The organism is Bacillus sp. PS217, assembly GCF_037963535.1.
Taxonomy (GTDB): domain Bacteria; phylum Bacillota; class Bacilli; order Bacillales; family Bacillaceae; genus Bacillus; species Bacillus subtilis.
This window is the reverse complement of sequence record NZ_CP150157.1, coordinates 464093-482704: the sequence shown is the minus strand read 5'-3', so window position 1 is coordinate 482704 and position 18612 is coordinate 464093. Positions and strand designations below refer to the sequence as shown.

Annotated in this window: 19 protein-coding genes; 8 read left to right on the top strand and 11 right to left on the bottom strand. The window is 44.4% G+C overall.

Going from position 1 to position 18612, the window contains the following annotated elements; translation table 11 throughout:
* Positions 1 to 15 precede the first annotated feature (15 nt).
* A complete protein-coding gene (locus NSQ83_RS02545) occupies positions 16 to 894 on the top strand; it encodes a TetR/AcrR family transcriptional regulator (RefSeq protein WP_014478837.1) in 879 nt (292 codons plus the stop codon).
* 19 nt (positions 895 to 913) lie between these two features.
* On the top strand, positions 914 to 2332 hold the full coding sequence (locus NSQ83_RS02540; RefSeq protein ID WP_003234482.1) for an MDR family MFS transporter: 1419 nt from the start codon (positions 914 to 916) through the stop codon (positions 2330 to 2332).
* Positions 2333 to 2378: 46 nt separating this feature from the next.
* Here NSQ83_RS02540 and yclQ read toward each other — a convergent pair whose 3' ends face one another.
* The 4 genes from yclQ to yclN are packed head-to-tail and all read right to left on the bottom strand — an operon-like array spanning position 2379 to position 5996.
* Entirely contained in the window at positions 2379 to 3332 is a 954-nt protein-coding gene (gene yclQ, locus NSQ83_RS02535) for a petrobactin ABC transporter substrate-binding protein YclQ (protein WP_014478834.1), read from the bottom strand.
* Positions 3333 to 3353: 21 nt separating this feature from the next.
* Positions 3354 to 4112, bottom strand: coding sequence for a petrobactin ABC transporter ATP-binding protein YclP (yclP, locus tag NSQ83_RS02530; RefSeq protein ID WP_003234487.1), 759 nt, complete (start codon positions 4110 to 4112; stop codon positions 3354 to 3356).
* The gene (yclO, locus tag NSQ83_RS02525) at positions 4106 to 5053 is read right to left on the bottom strand and encodes a petrobactin ABC transporter permease YclO (protein WP_131227116.1); all 948 of its coding nucleotides are present in this window, start codon (positions 5051 to 5053) and stop codon (positions 4106 to 4108) included. Before yclO ends, yclP begins: the two co-directional genes overlap by 7 nt.
* Complete coding sequence (gene yclN, locus NSQ83_RS02520) at positions 5046 to 5996, bottom strand: petrobactin ABC transporter permease YclN (RefSeq protein WP_014475804.1); 951 nt, start codon at positions 5994 to 5996, stop codon at positions 5046 to 5048. The genes yclO and yclN overlap by 8 nt, the downstream gene beginning before the upstream one ends.
* A gap of 383 nt (positions 5997 to 6379) precedes the next feature.
* On the opposite strand from yclN, the gene NSQ83_RS02515 reads away from it, so the two are divergent.
* The 3 genes from NSQ83_RS02515 (at position 6380) to NSQ83_RS02505 (ending at position 8181) form a co-directional block, all read left to right on the top strand.
* Positions 6380 to 7744 (top strand): aspartate kinase, encoded by a 1365-nt coding sequence (locus NSQ83_RS02515; RefSeq protein ID WP_015252822.1) that lies wholly within the window; start codon positions 6380 to 6382, stop codon positions 7742 to 7744.
* Positions 7745 to 7896: 152 nt separating this feature from the next.
* Positions 7897 to 8010 carry a YjcZ family sporulation protein gene (locus NSQ83_RS02510; protein ID WP_032728921.1) on the top strand — a complete coding sequence of 38 codons (114 nt, stop codon included), beginning with the start codon at positions 7897 to 7899 and terminating at the stop codon, positions 8008 to 8010.
* Positions 8011 to 8091: 81 nt separating this feature from the next.
* The gene (locus tag NSQ83_RS02505; protein ID WP_015482794.1) at positions 8092 to 8181 is read left to right on the top strand and encodes a YjcZ family sporulation protein; all 90 of its coding nucleotides are present in this window, start codon (positions 8092 to 8094) and stop codon (positions 8179 to 8181) included.
* A gap of 99 nt (positions 8182 to 8280) precedes the next feature.
* On the opposite strand, the gene phrC is transcribed toward NSQ83_RS02505, so the two are convergent.
* The 4 genes from phrC to yclJ form a co-directional block, all read right to left on the bottom strand.
* Entirely contained in the window at positions 8281 to 8403 is a 123-nt protein-coding gene (gene phrC / locus NSQ83_RS02500) for a phosphatase RapC inhibitor PhrC (protein WP_003224994.1), read from the bottom strand.
* A complete protein-coding gene (gene rapC / locus NSQ83_RS02495; protein WP_015252823.1) occupies positions 8387 to 9535 on the bottom strand; it encodes a response regulator aspartate phosphatase RapC in 1149 nt (382 codons plus the stop codon). The genes phrC and rapC overlap by 17 nt, the downstream gene beginning before the upstream one ends.
* A gap of 162 nt (positions 9536 to 9697) precedes the next feature.
* Positions 9698 to 11119 (bottom strand): two-component system sensor histidine kinase YclK, encoded by a 1422-nt coding sequence (gene yclK / locus NSQ83_RS02490; RefSeq protein WP_134818942.1) that lies wholly within the window; start codon positions 11117 to 11119, stop codon positions 9698 to 9700.
* On the bottom strand, positions 11106 to 11789 hold the full coding sequence (yclJ, locus tag NSQ83_RS02485; protein ID WP_015482792.1) for a two-component system response regulator YclJ: 684 nt from the start codon (positions 11787 to 11789) through the stop codon (positions 11106 to 11108). Before yclJ ends, yclK begins: the two co-directional genes overlap by 14 nt.
* 212 nt (positions 11790 to 12001) lie before the next feature.
* Between yclJ and NSQ83_RS02480 the strand changes: the two genes are divergently transcribed.
* Both NSQ83_RS02480 and NSQ83_RS02475 read left to right on the top strand, forming a co-directional pair.
* On the top strand, positions 12002 to 13468 hold the full coding sequence (locus tag NSQ83_RS02480) for an ABC transporter permease (RefSeq protein WP_128480738.1): 1467 nt from the start codon (positions 12002 to 12004) through the stop codon (positions 13466 to 13468).
* A 15-nt stretch (positions 13469 to 13483) separates the two neighbouring features.
* Positions 13484 to 14164, top strand: coding sequence for an ABC transporter ATP-binding protein (locus tag NSQ83_RS02475; RefSeq protein ID WP_186453404.1), 681 nt, complete (start codon positions 13484 to 13486; stop codon positions 14162 to 14164).
* 104 nt (positions 14165 to 14268) lie between these two features.
* On the opposite strand, the gene gerKB is transcribed toward NSQ83_RS02475, so the two are convergent.
* From gerKB to gerKA, 3 genes are read right to left on the bottom strand one after another with little or no spacing between them, the layout of a single operon-like run.
* Positions 14269 to 15390 carry a spore germination protein GerKB gene (gene gerKB, locus NSQ83_RS02470; RefSeq protein ID WP_015715242.1) on the bottom strand — a complete coding sequence of 374 codons (1122 nt, stop codon included), beginning with the start codon at positions 15388 to 15390 and terminating at the stop codon, positions 14269 to 14271.
* A 24-nt stretch (positions 15391 to 15414) separates the two neighbouring features.
* Positions 15415 to 16638, bottom strand: coding sequence for a spore germination protein GerKC (gene gerKC / locus NSQ83_RS02465; protein ID WP_003246578.1), 1224 nt, complete (start codon positions 16636 to 16638; stop codon positions 15415 to 15417).
* Positions 16628 to 18262, bottom strand: coding sequence for a spore germination protein GerKA (gerKA, locus tag NSQ83_RS02460; protein ID WP_003234515.1), 1635 nt, complete (start codon positions 18260 to 18262; stop codon positions 16628 to 16630). Before gerKA ends, gerKC begins: the two co-directional genes overlap by 11 nt.
* A gap of 125 nt (positions 18263 to 18387) precedes the next feature.
* Here gerKA and NSQ83_RS02455 point away from each other — a divergent pair, with 125 nt between their 5' ends.
* Positions 18388 to 18609 carry a hypothetical protein gene (locus NSQ83_RS02455; RefSeq protein ID WP_015252828.1) on the top strand — a complete coding sequence of 74 codons (222 nt, stop codon included), beginning with the start codon at positions 18388 to 18390 and terminating at the stop codon, positions 18607 to 18609.
* Positions 18610 to 18612: the final 3 nt, after the last annotated feature.

Sequence of the window (18612 nt, the reverse complement as noted above, 5' to 3'; positions counted from 1 at the left end):
GAAGGAAGCCATGAGATGCTTGATAAAAAAACAGATATCTTGTTAGCCGCGCGAAAGCTTTTTTCGGAAAAGGATTTTACGTCGGTTTCCATGCAGGCGATCGCAGAAGAATGTAAGATGTCAAAAGCTTCGATATATAAGCTGTTCCAATCTAAAGAAGATCTGCTTTTGGAGCTGCTGTCATTTAACCAGAAGCAAATGGTGGCCGCAGCCTCAAGACTTCAGGAAAATACCGCACTTACACCGGAGGAGCGTTTGACGCAAAAGGTCAAAATGGAACTGGAGGGCTTCAGGCGGAATCAGCAGTTTTTCAATATGCTGACCTACGGAAACCCCAAGCTGCATAATGACCGGGTCAAACAGCATATCCATCAGACCAGATCGACGATTATCTGCTGGCACCGCGATTCGCTGATCCAGGCGTATGGAGAAACCATTCTCCCGTTTGTGTGGGATTTGGTTATCATTCTTCACGGCATGATGCGTGAGTTTTTAATGCTGATCAAAATCGAGGAAAAACCGCTTGAGCTTGACCCGATCGCAGAGTTTATCATCAGCACCCTCAATCAGATTATCAAAAACAGGGAAACCCGCCAGTCTCTTCTTCCGCCCGAAGCCATCGAGCTTTATATTCATTCAGCATCCTCCTACAAGCCAAAGGATAAATCAGTCCTATTATCGGAAAGCCTGAAGGAATTACATAAAGGCATCTCTTCCCTGTCCGCCGCGGACTATGACGTAGATGAACTGACATCCGCAGCCGCCATGCTGGAGGAAGAAGCGAAGAAGGAAGAACCCCGCGCTTTTTTACTCAAATCACTGATTGGCTATCTGGAACAAACCAGTGTTTTAACACAGCCCGTTTCCATGTTAAAAACACTGTTAATTACTTAGAGAAAAGAAGGGATATGTATTGAACACAAGTATTGAACAAAAACCTTTTAACCGTTCTGTCATTGTCGGCATTTTGTTAGCCGGAGCGTTTGTGGCGATTTTGAACCAGACATTGTTGATTACCGCACTTCCCCATATCATGAGGGATTTCAATGTCGATGCCAACCAAGCACAATGGCTGACCACATCATTTATGTTAACCAACGGGATTTTAATTCCGATTACCGCGTTTTTAATTGAGAAATTCACAAGCCGGGCGCTGCTCATCACAGCAATGAGCATTTTCACTGCCGGAACAGTCGTCGGAGCGTTCGCGCCGAACTTCCCGGTTCTGCTGACAGCGCGTATCATTCAAGCGGCCGGAGCCGGCATTATGATGCCGCTCATGCAGACTGTATTCCTGACAATCTTTCCGATTGAAAAACGCGGCCAGGCTATGGGTATGGTCGGATTGGTCATCTCATTCGCGCCTGCGATCGGACCGACTCTTTCCGGATGGGCTGTCGAAGCTTTCTCTTGGAGATCATTGTTTTATATTATTCTTCCGTTTGCTGTGATTGATTTGATTCTTGCCAGCATCCTGATGAAAAACGTGACGACTTTAAGAAAAACACAGATTGATATTTTATCAGTCATCCTTTCAACATTTGGGTTCGGCGGCCTTCTGTACGGCTTCTCAAGCGTCGGCTCTTACGGCTGGTCCAGTTCAACCGTCTTGATTTCACTGCTGGTGGGTGTCATCGCGCTGCTCTTGTTTATCACAAGACAAATGAAGCTTGAAAAACCGATGCTGGAATTCCGCGTCTTCACGTTTGGCATTTTCAGTTTAACAACACTGCTGGGAACCCTCGTCTTTGCATTATTGATCGGTACGGAAACCATCCTGCCGCTTTATACACAAAATGTCAGAGACGTCACAGCTTTTGATACAGGGCTTATGCTCCTTCCGGGAGCCGTTGTGATGGGCTTTATGTCGCCGATTATCGGCAGAATTTTTGACCGTGTCGGCGGAAGAGGGCTGGCGATTGCCGGTTTCTGCATCATCTTCCTGACATCTCTGCCGTTTATGCAGCTGACTGACCATACGTCACTCGCTTGGATTGTCGTTTTATACACCGTTCGTCTCTTAGGCACCGCCATGATCATGATGCCGGTGACAACAGCCGGAATCAATGCGCTGCCGCGCCACTTGATTCCGCACGGAACTGCGATGAACAACACGATTCGCCAAGTCGGCGGCTCGATCGGAACCGCACTATTGGTTTCCGTGATGAGCAACCAGGCGGCACATGCAGGCACGACAAATGTGAAGCACGCCGCCCTGCACGGCATGAACGCCGCTTTTATAGTGGCTGCCGTCATTGCACTTGTCGGCTTCCTTCTCTCATTCACATTAAAGAAACCTCAGCGCCCTGCCGAACAGCAGCCGGCACGCTGATTAACAAAAAAAGAGCCCCGCTATTTAGCGGAGGCTCTTTTTGGTTTTACTTTTCTAAACCGTCTTTCACTTCTTTGATCATTTGTGCCATAGACTCAAGACCGCCTCCTGATAAGTACCAAGTAGCAGAATCAAGGTAGACGACATGATCATTTTTCACTGCGTTTACATTCTTCACATAATCATTTTCAACGACTTGTTTAGTAGATGATGTTTCACCGATCGCTGTACCGCGGTCAATGACAAACAGGTAATCCGGGTTTGTTTTTGAAATGTACTCGTAAGAAACGCTTTGTCCGTGAGTAGACGCTTTGATGTTTTTATCAGCCGGTGTCACGCCGAACACGTCATGGATCAGGCCGTATCTTGATTTAGGACCGAATGCGCTGATCTTCCCGTCGTTCGCCATGATGACGAGACCGTTTTTGTTAAGCTTTTCAGCCGTTTTCTTTACATCTGCGATTGAATGATCGATTTTTGCGAGTTCATCCTTCACTTCATCTTCTTTATCGAAGATCTTACCGATTGTTTCTGCGTCAGACTTAAATGATTCCATATACTTCGCTGTGTCTACGCCAAGGTAAATTGTCGGCGCAATTTCAGAGAATTCTTTGTAAGACTCAGATTGTCTTCCTGAGATAATGATCAAGTCAGGGTCTAAATCTGCCACTTTCTCGAAGTCTGGCTCTTTTAAGCTTCCGACGTCAGCATATTTGTCATCCTTGAATTTGGACAGATATTTAGGAAGGGCTTGTTTCGGCAGTCCCGCTACTTTATCATCAAGACCAAGTTTATCTAGTGTATCTAAGCTTCCAAAGTCAAATACGACAACTTTTTTAGGGCTCTTCGGTACTTTTGTTCCGTTTTTGTCCAGCTGGTGTTTCACCGTGATTTGTTCTTCCTTAGAATCAGAACCTTTGCTGCTTGTACTTTGGTTTCCGCATGCAGAAATGACAACTGCCGTCACCAAAGCGATGAATAGTAATGCGAACTTTTTCATGCTCTTCACCTCTTCTATATATTAAGAAAAATAGACACCTATTCTTTGATTATCAATCGTCTGAATTGGGATGGTCATATCGTAGATTTCCTCAAGCACTGACGTTTCTATCATTTCTTCAGGCGGTCCTTCTTTAACGATTCGGCCGTTTTTCAAAGCGACGATATAGTCAGAATAGACTGAAGCAAAATTGATATCGTGAATGACGATCACGATCGTTTTTCCAAGCTCCTCTACCAGCCGTTTCAGCAGTTTCATAATTTCAACTGAGTGTTTCATATCCAGATTGTTCAGCGGCTCATCCAGAAAGATATAATCTGTGTCCTGGGCAATGACCATGGCGATAAATGCCCTTTGGCACTGTCCGCCGCTCAGCTGATCCAAGTATTTGTCTTGAATGTCTTCCAGCTTCATATAGCTGAGCGCCTGGTTAATATGAACCCAGTCTTCCTCTGTCAGCCGGCCCTGTGAGTACGGAAACCTGCCAAAACTGACGAGGTCTTTGATCGTGAGCCTGATATTGATTTGGTTCGCCTGCTTCAAAATGCTCATTTTCTTGGCAAGCTCTTTGCTGTCACATGCTCCAATCTCTTGTCCGTCTATGTAAATCTCGCCGGAATCCTTTTTGATCAGGCGGCTCATGATAGACAGCAGCGTACTTTTGCCGGCGCCGTTAGGACCGATAAACGAGGTGATTTTGCCCTTTTGAATCGTGACTGACGTCTCTTCAAGAACAACTTTCCCGCCATATTGTTTGCTTACATTTCTGACCTCTACCATGATTTATTCTCCTTTAACAGCAAGTAGATAAAATAAATCCCGCCGGCAAAATTAATAATGACGCTCAGCGTCGTTGAGAAGGTAAACACTTTCTCAACCACAAACTGCCCTCCGACCAGCGCAATGATGCTGATGAAAACGGAGCCTGCGATTAAGTATGAATGCTTATATGTTTTCAGGAATTCTCTCGCCAGGTTGACGACCAGAAGGCCTAAAAACATAATCGGCCCGACTAGCGCTGTTGAAACAGAAACCAAAATCGCAACCACGATCAGCATCTGCTTCACCACTTTGTCGTAGTTAATGCCCAAATTCACGGCGTGCTCGCGTCCGAGCGACAGCACATCGAAAAATTTTGTAAAACGCCAGACATAAACGCCTGTCAGCAGGAAGATGATGAACGCGAGCCATAACAAATCCGTATTGATATTGTTAAAGCTGGCAAACATCTTGTCCTGCACAACTTGGAACTCATTCGGATCAATCAGCATCTGCATAAAGGAAGACAGGCTGCTGAACAGCGTGCCAAACACGATTCCGATAAGCAGAAGGAAAAAGATATTTCTTCCCTCACCCTTGAACATGATCTGATACAAAACAAGAGAAAACAGTATCATTAGCAGAACAGAGATGATAAAGTTGATGTTTTTATTCATGATGACCATATTCGCAGAACCGAACAAAAAGATAATGCCAGTCTGAATCAGCATGTAGAGAGAATCAAGGCCCAAAATGCTCGGCGTCAGGATGCGGTTGTTCGTAATCGTTTGAAAGATCATGGTCGAAAACGCAATCGCTCCCCCAGTTAGCACAATGGCAGCGACTTTTTTGATTCGTCTCGGAAGGGTGTAATCCCAATTGCCTAAGTCATAAAACAAAAACAAGCCAATACATACAATGGCTAAACCAACGAGCAAAGCTATTTTCATCTGGTTACGCATAGGCTTTTCTCCTTAACAGCATAAACAGGAAAATGCCGCTGCCGATGATTCCGACCATCAGGCCAATCGAGATTTCATAAGGGAAGATAATGATTCTGCCCAGTATATCGCAAAACAGCACAAACACCGCTCCCAACAGCGCAGTATGCGGCAGGCTGCTCTTCAGATTGTCTCCTCTGTAAATCGATACAATATTCGGGATGATTAAACCCAGAAACGGCAGCATACCGACAGTCAAAATGACAAGGGACGTGATCAGGGACACGATAATGAGCCCGATGTTCACAACCCGTTTGTACTTGAGGCCGAGGTTGACAGAAAAGCTTTCACCCATACCGGCCAATGTGAATTTATCCGCATACACATAGGCAATGATGACGAGCGGAATACTCAGATAAAGAAGCTCGTATCTTCCTTTCACGACTAAAGAGAAGTCTCCCTGCAGCCATGATGACACATTCTGGATCAAGTCATATTTATATGCGATAAATGTCGCGATTGAACTGACAATATTCCCGAGCATTAGACCGACAAGCGGAATAAAGATGGTGTCGTTAAACTTGATTCTTTCAAGGATTTTCATAAATAGAAAATTTCCTGCAAGGGCAAAGACAAACGCGACCAGCATTTTGATTAAAGGACTGGCGGATGTAAACAGCAGCAAGGAAATTAAAATGCCGAGCCTCGCCCAATCCATCGTGCCCGCCGTCGTCGGTGACACGAATTTATTTCTGCTGATCTGCTGCATAATCAAACCGCAGATGCTCATGCTTAATCCCGCGATGACAATGCTGATCAATCGCGGCAAACGGCTTGCAAACAGCGTTGACGCCTCTTGTTTGCTTAAATCGAAGAGATCAAGCGGCGACAGATCTTCTACACCGATAAATACAGATGTGACTGCTAATATGATAAGTAGAATAAATAAGTAACGTAGCTTCATGCTGCCTCCTTACATCCTTACAGCAAAAAGAACGTATCTCCTACTCCGCAAGGACTCAAAACAATATGGCCATATAGTAATTGATTATCATTATCATTTACATATTACCATTTTTCTAGGGTTAGTCAATATTCTTTAAAAATATTAACCTAGTCATTTATCAATTTTACTAATCATTCTAACCATTTTCCATCCCAAAACGTTAGGCTGTTTACCATATTTATCTTTATAACGCAGGTAAACGGTCAGCAAACCTGACATTATTCCTCGTGAAAAATACAAATGTTCTCTCCAGAAAGAAATTCCCCTTGATTTACAGTACTGAAAGAGAGATAATAAATACTAAATTTGTGTGAAAATTTTAAACATTAGGAGATGTAAACATGAAGGTCGTTAAATTCGGAGGCAGCTCACTTGCTTCAGGCGCCCAGCTTGACAAGGTGTTTCACATCGTTACCTCAGATCCGGCACGGAAAGCTGTAGTCGTTTCAGCTCCGGGAAAACGCTATGCCGAGGATACGAAAGTGACTGATCTCTTAATCGCATGTGCAGAACAATATTTGGCAACAGGCAGCGCACCTGAACTGGCGGAAGCAGTTGTGGAACGGTACGCTCTCATCGCCACTGAGCTTCAGCTGGGGCAAGGCATTATCGAAAAAATCAGAGATGATCTGTTTACGCTTTTAGAAGGAGATAAAAGAAATCCCGAGCAATACCTTGACGCAGTCAAGGCCAGCGGAGAGGATAACAATGCCAAGCTGATCGCCGCTTACTTCCGCTATAAAGGCGTCAAAGCGGAATATGTAAACCCGAAGGATGCCGGCCTCTTTGTGACAAATGAACCCGGCAACGCGCAAGTTCTTCCTGAATCCTATCAAAACCTCTATCGTCTTCGGGAACGTGACGGCCTCATCATTTTTCCCGGTTTTTTCGGATTCAGCAAGGATGGCGAGGTGATCACATTCTCACGGAGCGGTTCTGATATTACCGGTTCGATTCTTGCCAACGGACTACAAGCCGATTTGTACGAAAACTTTACAGACGTAGACGCTGTGTATTCTGTCAATCCGTCCTTCGTTGAGAATCCAAAGGAAATCAGCGAGCTGACATATAGAGAGATGCGGGAGCTGTCCTACGCGGGTTTTTCAGTGTTTCATGATGAAGCGCTCATTCCGGCATTCAGAGCGGGGATTCCTGTTCAGATCAAAAATACGAACAACCCCTCAGCCGAAGGCACCCGCGTCGTCAGCAAGCGGGATAACACAAACGGGCCTGTCGTCGGCATTGCCAGCGACACCGGTTTTTGCAGCATTTATATCAGCAAATATCTCATGAACAGAGAAATCGGTTTTGGCCGCAGAGCCCTTCACATCCTGGAGGAGCATGGTTTGACGTATGAGCATGTTCCATCGGGAATCGATGACATGACGATCATTTTACGGCAGGGGCAAATGGATGCCGCCACTGAACGCAGCGTCATCAAACGGATCGAAGAGGATTTGCATGCCGATGAAGTCATCGTCGAGCATCATCTCGCCCTGATTATGGTTGTAGGGGAAGCGATGCGCCACAATGTCGGAACAACGGCAAGAGCCGCCAAAGCATTATCAGAGGCACAGGTGAATATCGAAATGATCAATCAGGGGTCTTCTGAAGTGAGCATGATGTTTGGCGTAAAAGAAGCCGAAGAAAGAAAAGCCGTTCAAGCGTTATACCAGGAATTTTTCGCGGGCGTATTAATCTCTTAATCGTACATAAATAGCGGGCGGCAGCGCCCGCTATTTTTTATATCACCTTCATATAGCCGAATTGTTCATTTTTTTTCTTGTCCACTATTATCCCTGCCAAATGGATCAGTTCAGCATATCTTATAGTATCCTTCATAGGGAGGTGAAACCTTATGTCAGGATACTCTAACGGCGGCGGTTACGGCGGCATTAGTTCTTTCGCTTTAATCGTTGTATTGTTTATTCTTTTAATTATCGTAGGGGCTGCGTTTGTTGGCGGCTTCTAAGCTGCTGACCGTCTCTGCGGGACCCTGTCCGCCACAGTTTTGCAGCATTTGCTGAAGCAATCTCGCAAGGAGGTGCACAAAATGTCAGGTTACGGAACTTCTTTCGCTTTGATTGTTGTGTTATTTATCCTCTTGATCATTGTGGGAACTGCATTTGTAGGAGGCTACTAAATAAACGTAATCTCCATGAAGGCGGCACCGCAAGACTATGTCTTGCGGTGTTTTTTTGAAAAGAAAAACCCCTTCTCGCAAATGAGAAGGGGCTTGTTCTTACGTCATTCCTCTTTCTGTCACATGAAAGTCGAGTGCTTCCGCATTAGCAGAAACGCCAGCCGCTGTAAAAATCGCGGCTGCGGCCAAACAAATAACAAACAACTTAGATTTCAATTTCATACAAACCTTCACTCCTTTGTATTTGTTTTCTTGCCTCTTCAACTTGTAGAAAGTAGGAAGCAGACAGTTTAAACCATTTCTGTTCATAGTAATATTTTGCTACTTCTAGGGCTAAATCCTCTATATCAGCGTACATATTTTTATTTTTTAAGTACTGGAAACATCGTTCGATTCCTTCTTCATTGGGCTGATCCTGATATAGGGATTGCAAAAACTCGAATTTTACGGCATAGTCTGCATCGTCTGTTTCTTTAGCATATTCATAGCCCCGCTTGTGATATTCCGAAGCTTTATCATGTTTTCCCCGTTTATAATAAATCAGGGTGATTAAAAAATAGGCTTGCGGGAGAGAATTGACGATCCTGCTGCTTTCAAATGTGGAGACCGCTTTTTCAAAGTAATCAATGGCAGGGTCTAGAAGGTCTTGATTGTAATAGCATAACCCGAGATTGTAGTACGCTCTTCCAACCAGCTGGGCTTTTTGTTCTGCTTGGGCCATGTTGAGCGCCAATTTGAAATGGCGTGCGGCTTGTTCGAAATTTCTTTCATCCATCAGGTTGACCCCGAACACGAAATGGCACTGAATGATTCTCACATTATAGGTTTCCTGCTCCACGTAAATTTCATAGGCGTTTTTTATATTAATCAATGAAAAATACGTTTGCTTCATATAATAATAAGCTTCCGCGATTTTAAAATAAAATTCAGCCCGTTCAATATGGTCTGCGACAAAGGAGAGCTTTTTCTCCGCCTGTTTATAGTATGTAATGGCAGAAATAAATTCCCGCTTATCAAATTCATACATCCCGCGAAAAAAATTCACGTAATAGTCGAGCAGCCCTTTGAGATCTGCCTGATTGCTGTCAATGTTTCTTGATAATTCAGACAGGCTTGGCTGGTCTTCGATATTTAATTTCTCTAACGGCTCAAGATAATCCAGCATAAGCTGGTGCCGGAATTCCATTAGTGAATAATAAAGCAGCAAGTTGGAATCATGCTGCATGTGTTTCAGTTCCTGCTGGATTTCAGCTTTTAACACTTCGGCATCCGGCACGCTGAATGTCCGGATATATCTGTACCACTCGTTAATTTTTTGACCGACCGCTGAAGAAGGAATTACCCCGCTCTTCATTCCTTCACCCTCTCCCATCAAAAACTGTTTATGTCATATTTTATCATGTTTATAGACCGTCCCAACCCGAAAAACACGCAATCTTTGTTTTCGGGAGCACGCAATAAACCGAAGCGGTGTGCAAAAAAGGCGGCTGCATCAGTTGATGCGCCGCCCTGTATGCTATTGCTGTTTTGCCGTTAAAGGAAGGCGGATGATGAACTTTGTGCCTTTCCCTTCTTCACTCTTGATTTCTACTGTGCCCTGGTGCATTTCAACGAGCTGCCTGACGATCGAGAGACCGAGTCCGTATTCACCGTATGCTGTGTTCGTTCTTGAAATATCTGCTTTATAGAATCGCTCCCAAATATGCTCAATATCCTCTTTTGGAATGCCGATACCCGTGTCTTCAATTTCAATAATCGTCTCTTTATAACCTTCCATTCCGCGCAGCCAAATGTTACCGTTTTGCGTAAATTGGATGCTGTTTTTCGTAATGTTGACGAGAATTTGAATGAACCGGTCATAATCGGCATGTACGATGACGTGATCCTCTACTTGGATCATCAGCTTGTTTTGTTTTTCTTCCGCCTGCTGCTGCAAGTGCTCTTTCACGATTTCAAACACCTCGATCAGAGGAACGTCTAGCTTGTTCAAGGTAATTTGCTGGGATCTGATTTTTTCATAATCCAGATTTTCTTTTACGAGCCGCAGCATGCGCTTCGTTTCCTCACTGATCAGCGAGAAGCATTTATCCTTCTTATCCTCAGGAATCGTATGGCTGTTCAACCCTTCAACCAAACCGTTGATCGTCGTCAGCGGTGTTTTTAATTCATGTGACACGTCAGCGATAAACTGCCTTCTCCGCTTCTCAAGGCGATCGATTTCATCCCTTGACTGCTTTAGTTTTTTCGCCATGATATTAAAGTCAGACGCCAGTATGCCGATTTCGTCCCCGTAGCTGTTTTCCAAATGGATGTCATAATCGCCGGAAGCCACTTTATCTGTCGCTTCTCTCAGCTTTTGAATCCGCTTGACATGGAATTTGGACAGAAGCCAACTCACGAGAATCGTAATCACAAGCGTGCTGATCACAGCGTAAAACATATAGAGGTTGACCTGATTGACCATCTGTTCAACACCGCTGATCGGAGAAATCAGCAGAACAGCGCCTTTAAATTCGTTCTGAACAAATATAGGCTGCGCCACAAGGGACACTTCATCATCAAAACGGCCATCTGCCCTGATCATGACAGTCTGCCCTTTTTTTAGCTTATTCCATTCTGACTTCTTCAGCTGTTCCCTTGGTGGGTGATGAAAGCCTTCAGGAAGAAAATAGGGCTGCTGCTCTTCATTAAAGATGATAAACTGCGTCTTTCTTGTGCTTAACATGTCCTGATAAGGATAGAGCCTGCGCATGTCCACCTGGCCGGCTTGGAATTCATTTGCAATCTGCACCGCATATGACGTCAATTCCTCTACTTTGTTCTGATAGGCAAATTCCTTCACAAAGTGGGAAAACAGAGAAATGATAATGACAAACGCTAAAATCAAAATGCTGATATGGCTTAGCAGCAGCTGATATAAATATTTAATCTTCATCAAATTTATACCCTACTCCCCACACAGTATACAGGAAAGGCTTGTCCTCGCTGGCAAGCTTTTTCCGCAGCCGTTTGATATGAACGTCAACCGTCCGCTCATCTCCATAAAACTGATAGCCCCATACCTGCTCAAGCAGCTGTTCTCTGGAGAACACCTGCCGCGGATTTTGGACAAGGTAATAAAGCAGATCGAATTCCTTCGGCGTGAGATTTTCTACAGGCTCTCCGTTTAATAATACTTCTCTCGTCTTCTTATTAATGGTAAAGCATTCTGATTCGATCATATCTTCATCAATAACTGCTTTGCCTGTCGCCTTGTATCTTCTGATGACGGCTTTGATGCGGGCAACCAATGTCAGCGGGCTGAACGGCTTTGTGACATAATCGTCCGCCCCCATCTCAAATCCGATGACCTGATCTGATTCAGTGTCTTTGGCAGTCAGCATGATAATCGGCACCGTGCTTGTCTCTCTTATTTTTCTGCAGATGGTCACGCCGTCCATAGATGGAAGCATGATATCCAAAATGATCAGATCCCAATTTTCTTCCGTAAAACGCTGGTACCCTTCTAACCCGTCATGAACGAATTCCGCTTCAAAACCTTCTTTAAAAAAGAACATCTCCGTCATCGTACATACACTAACATTATCTTCTATCATTAATATTTTCATTATATCCTCCGATTGTTTTGATGCTTTTTTATATAATAGCACCATTTTAAACAGAAGGTTTTGCGTTTCACAATTGTTAGTTTTTATTTCATCAACTAGAAATAGATTGTTCATATTTTTTTCATACCTTTGGACTACTATTAATTTATCAACAAGCAAGCCCGCCCCAGAGGCGGCCTTATCAATCAAAGTACCTATACGGAGGAACATAAATGAACTTTATCAAACGGGCCTTTTGGAATATGAAGGCTAAAAAGGGAAAAACGTTATTGCAATTATTTGTGTTTACAGTCATATGTGTCTTTGTTCTATCAGGCCTCACCATCCAGTCGGCAGCACAAAAGTCAAGCGAACTGGCCAGACAGGAACTCGGCGGAAGCGTGACACTTCAGGTTGACCGCCAAAAGCAAATGGAAAAACAGCAGGACAGCGGTGAAAAGCGCAGCTTCGAATCAACACCGATCAAAGTGTCTGATGCGAATAAGCTTGCAGCGCTTGATCATGTGAAGAGCTACAATTACACCACATCAGCTTCAGCCAACGCGGGAAACTTTGATGCGATTGAAAGCTCAAGTTCTAGTTCAAGTGATTCCAGCTCCAGCAGTTCAAGCTCAAACGCTAAAAACAGCCAAGGTGGCGGACAAGGCGGACCGCAAATGGTTCAAGCCGATCTTTCTATTGAAGGTGTCATCAGCACAGCATTAGTTGATGATTTCTCTGACGGGGATTCAAAAATCACAGACGGACGCGCGATTACAAAATCAGATGTCGGCAAAAAAGTAACAGTGATCAACGAAACATTAGCGGAAGAAAATGATTTAAGCGTTGGCGATTCGATCACAATTGAATCAGCAACGGATGAGGATACAACAGTAAAACTGAAGATCGTCGGTATTTATAAAACAACATCTTCAGGTGATGACCAAGCCCAAAATTTCTCTTTCTTAAATCCTTATAACAAGCTTTATACGCCTTACACAGCAACAGCGGCGCTGAAAGGCGACGACTATAAAAATACGATTGACTCAGCTGTTTACTATATGGACGACGCGAAAAATATGGATGCTTTCGTAAAAGCAGCGAAGAAAACATCAATTGACTTTGATACGTACACACTGAATACAAACGATCAGCTTTACCAGCAAATGGTCGGACCGATTGAAAATGTGGCTTCTTTCTCTAAAAACGTCGTGTATCTTGTATCAGTGGCAGGCGCCGTCATTCTTGGCCTGATTGTCATGATGTCAATCAGGGAGCGCAAATACGAAATGGGCGTGTTAATGGCCATCGGTGAAAAACGATGGAAATTGATTGGACAGTTCTTGACTGAGATTCTGATTGTGGCCGTTATCGCTATCGGCCTTGCATCTGTGACGGGAAATCTCGTCGCGAATCAGCTTGGAAATCAGCTTTTATCCCAGCAAATCAGTTCATCAACCGATTCAACGCAAACCGCAAGCGGACAAATACCCGGCGGCGGTGGCGGCATGGGCGGCGGAATGTTCGGCCACAGTTCATCAAACGTGGACGTTATCGATTCACTGAACGTCGCGGTTTCTATGAACGACATGCTTATTCTGGGCGGGATCGGCATCCTAATCGCAATCATTGCAACATTGCTGCCGTCAATTTCAGTACTGCGGCTTCATCCGAAAACGATATTGACAAAACAGGAATAGAAAGAGGCGGAACCTATGAGCTTATTACAATTTCAACAAGTCGGCTACTGGTATAAAGACAAAAGCCAGCCATTGTTTCAGGATATTAACATCAGCTTTCAAAAAGGAAAATTCTACACAATCGTCGGAACATCAGGGACGGGGAAAACCACTTTCCTGTCTCTGGCAGGCGGACTTGACGCACCAAAAGAAGGAAACATCCTTTACGACGGAAAAGCGGTTTCTAAAATCGGCTTAACCAATTTCAGAAATCAATATGTATCAATCGTCTTTCAGGCGTACAACCTGCTCCCGTATATGACGGCTTTGCAGAACGTCACAACCGCTATGGAAATCACAGGTTCTAAAGAAAAAAACAAAGAATCATATGCGCTTGACATGCTGCAGAAGGTTGGCATCAACGAAAAACAAGCCCGGCAAAAAGTGCTCACACTGAGCGGCGGACAACAGCAGCGGGTATCAATTACAAGGGCTTTCTGCTGTGACACGGATCTTATCGTAGCCGATGAACCGACTGGAAACCTTGATGAGGACACATCAAAAGAAATTGTACGCCTCTTTCAAGATCTGGCGCACAAGGAAAATAAATGCGTCATTATGGTGACGCACGATGAACAAATTGCAAAAGTGTCAGACATCAATATCAGACTTTCAAGAGGAAGCTTTACTGTGAAGGAAAACGTCGCAGTCGTATAACAAAACGCGCCTCTGCCAGTGCAGACAGGGGCGCACCCTATATCCCCCTTTTATATAGAAGTGAACATAAAAAGAGCGGCGGCCGCATCCCCCCGCTCTTTTTATCATTTTTTTGCTTCCTCCCCTTTTGACTTCTCTCTTCGTTTCTTTTTCCAAACAGCCACAATAAACAGAAAGAGCGGAAACAATAATTGAAAAGGCAAATGAATATACAGCGGCACCACGTTCAGGCCTTCGTTCAAGTGCTCTGAAAAGTTAGTCGCGATCGTTATAGAAAGGATTAAGATGCCCAATCCCATCGGATAAGCCAATTGGGAGGGATTCTTTTCCTTAAAGAGCGTAGATGTCCCAACCACAGTGGCATATAAGTAGAGGCTGACCTTAAAGAAGCCGCCGATGATCAGCGCCAGCATAAAAAAGACATCGAGCCGGTCTAAAAATTCTTCGACCTTGATTGTCTGGATCGTGCTTAAAAGCGGAAACTGGGATCTGAGTGTAAGATCAACATCAAGCACGCTGATATTAATCGCCACGGTGAGCGCCACAACCAATCCGCTAATAGCCATGGCGATCATCCCCATTTTTTTCACATCTTTTCTATCATTCAGGTTAGGGAAAATCATCACAAATAAAACAACTTCACCAAATGGGACGTACATGGTCTGCGTGAAAACAGAGTGAAGGATAGGAGAGATACCGTTTGCCAAAACCGGCTTTAAATTGTGCGGGTCTATAGTCCCTGAGACAATAATCAGCACAAGGCCGATCGCGCCCAGTAAATACATGGCCCCGAAAAGAAGTTCGGCCGCGCGTGCGAGTACTTCAATTCCTTTTCTTACGGCATATATGCTTACTACCATTAATAAAGCATTTACAATAATGATAGGTGTATCATGATAAGCAAACGTCAGCAGCATTTCTCCAAAGTCACGCAGCACCCTTGCGGCAATATAGGCAAAGTACAAGATATAGAGAAATGAAAACAGCCAGCTCAGCTTGGTTCCCAGCATATCATCCATATATTCTTTCGGAGAAGAATTCGGATAACATTGATAAATGCCTTGATACAAATAGAAAAGAAACAGTCCGATCGCACAGCCTAATAAAACTGCTATCCAAGCATCCCTGCCCGCCATCGAGCCCGGTGTAATCAATAAGGAGCTGCCCAGTTCAAAAATGATAATCATGACAAACAGCTGCCTTATGCTTATTCTGGCTTTTTCCATCTGTCACTTCCCCTTTCTTCAGACCTAATCATCTTTAAACTGGTGTTTGATCGGATTGTTTCGCAATCCCGTCCTTCTGATATACGTCTCGGCCTTCACATCGATGGGCAGTTCCGGCAAATATTCTTTGTCCCAAGTGTCCTTCATTTTCTCCCACTGCTCCGGATACTTTCTATATATCGTGTCACCAAAACCGATAAAATCTATTTTATTCTTCTTAATCTTTTTCACAGTATGGCTGATTTCCTTTTCAAGCTCTTTGTTGAGCGCTTTTTCAATAGCGGCCAGCACCTTGGGATCAGACAATTGGAAAGGGTATTTGACAGCATCTATAATACCTTCAACCGACACTTTCACATGGATGTACGGGCGTCCGTTCCGCATTTTCGGTACCAGCTTTGTATCTTGATGGGTAACCTGCAAGCTGACCGCATCCTTCGTCTTGCCCCAGTCAGCATTAATAAACGTATGCTGGATCTTATTCATAAGCCAGACTGCCCCCACGCTTTCATCATCTTCCAGCCAATACTTTAAATATCCTGCCTTATCAAAAACCGCCAAACCATCTGCCTGAAGAATGGCTTTCGGGTCAGTCGCCTGCGTGTTTTCCATGCTGACTCCTTTTTTATCGTCACCAATCATCATATATCCGGGGATGACCGGTGCCATAGTGTTGGCGGCAAGTGTTTTCAAAACGTCCTGAATATTGATTTTGACCACCCGCCCGTATTGTGCCTCCGTGAAATCGAGTGTTTTATTGACTTTATTTGACGGAATTTTATCAATCGGCGTCAGGATTTTCACAATATTTTCTGCTTTTGTTTTATGGGCAACGACGAATGTTGCTGTTGTCCTGAATTCTGTGTCCCGGTCAAGATTATCTAATACAAAATCCAAACCTTCTTCTTTTGCCAGCTTTTCATTGATCACGACTAGATTGGTATGGGCAAAATAAAGCCGCCGTGATACCTTCATGGAGGCTTTTCTGAGTGCTTCCGTTATATTGTTACCTTCAATCGAATAGACAGATACAGGCGGCCTGTCTCCAGCACCGCCTCCCTGAAGGCCGCCGGCAACATTTCCTGGATTGATAATTTGAAGATGCAGCACGTAGTTGCTGTCGTTTGTCCGATCGATGCCAATCGCCGAGATAATCGCAAGATCCGTCAGCTCCCGCTTATCCCAGCAGCCGGGCAGCACAATGACGCTCAAAAGCATGAGAACGGCTAATAGACATTTACGTACCATTCTGATCCCCTTCTTCCAAATCTTTGTTCACCATTCCTCGTGAAGCGGCCGGCTCTGGGCGTTGATCTTTCCCCTGCCGCACCTTATCTTCCTTGCTGACCGATTCCGGCCTTTTTTCATCGGCCCACCACGGAACCCGGAAAAGCGCGTCCTTTACGCCTTGTGAAGAAAAAGGTGCAAGCGGCGACATATATGGAACGCCGAATGAACGAAGACTGCATAAGTGGACAAACATCATAATGATCCCTAAAATCAGCCCGTAAAAACCCATAACAGCTGAGGCAATAATAAAGATAAACCGAATAAGCCGGGCTGAAATCGCCATTGCAAACGCCGGTGTTGCGAAGCTCGCAATCGCGGTGAGTGCCACGATAATCACCATTGCCGGAGAGACGATACCAGCCTGTACGGCAGCCTGGCCGATTACGAGCGCGCCTACGATTGACACTGCCGAGCCGACAACCCGGGGCAGCCTGACTCCCGCTTCCCTCAGAATCTCAAAAGCAACCTCCATCGTCAGCGCCTCCACAACAGCCGGAAACGGGACAATTTCCCGCTGGGCGGCAATGACCACTAACAGCTGAGTCGGTATCATTTCTTGATGAAACGTCGTGGCTGCCACGTATACAGCCGGTGCCACAAGCGAAATGAAAAAGACTAAAACACGAAGAATTCTTATGCTTGTCGCAATGTCAAAACGCGAATAATAATCCTCAACAGACTGAAAAAACTGGACAAATAAGGCCGGGGCAATAAGCACAAACGGTGTTCCGTCCACAATAATCGCGAATCTTCCTTCTAACAGATTACCCGCTACAACATCAGGGCGTTCTGTATGATACATAGTCGGAAACGTCGTAAAGGTTTCATCTTCAATCAGCTGCTCAATATATCCAGATTCCAAAATACTGTCAATATCTATTTTTTCCAGGCGCTGCTTCACTTCCTTCAGCACCTTTTCATCACATATTCCTTGAATGTACATGAGAGCGATATCCGTATTCGTAACAGAACCTTTTTTCATTTTTTCAACCCATAAATTCGGATTTTTAATGTATCGCCGGATCATGGAAATATTGGTTTGCAGAGACTCTGTAAACCCTTGGCGCGGGCCGCGGAATGACACCTGGGTGCTAGGCTCTTGGATGGAGCGCTGCTCTCCCCCTTGAGTGCTGCAAATCAAAGCTTCATCATGGCCATCAGCAAAAATGAGCGCATTGCCGAGCATTAACTCGGAAAAAAGCTTGTCCCAGCTCTTTTCCGCTTTCACCCCGCCCAGCGGGAGCGTTTTTTCAAGAATTTGCTGGATCGCATGAGTATTCTGGATAGACTCATCCTGTACCAATGGGTCAATTAACGACTCATGGATCGTGTTATTATCGACCAGCCCAGCAATATAGATAACAGCTAGGTGGACATGATCTTGCTCCCCGATTTTAATCTCGCGAATGATGACGTCAGAGCTGCTTCCGACTTCCTTTTTCGTTTCCGCTATATTCTTTGCCAAACTTGGAGAAATGAGAACCGGCCTTTCTTTTTCTTGCTGCTGTTCCTGATTCCTTTCGTCTGTATTCTGCTTGTCTTTTGAATCGGTATTGTTCTTTCGCTTAGAAAATAAAGGCATACACAAATACCTTTCCTTGTCGTTTTCTCATATTCTTCCTTTTAAAATTGAGATTATGCATTAGGGTTAGATGCGGTATAACTTCTCCGCCAACGATAGACACTAAAAGCGGAGGATGATGAAGCATGAAGATATTGGGCGTGACCGGAGTCATATTAATTTGTTTATTAGCTATTTCTGTATTGATGGACATGCTTCAAGGGTTCAGTTTAACAAAAGCCGTTTATAACAATATGTCCAGCTTTAAGATGACAACATTTGCGGAATGGGTCGTGATTTTATTTTTTGTGTTAGTACTTGTGAGAGAAATGTACGTGATCTATAAATCGAAAAAAAAGAACCCCTAGAGG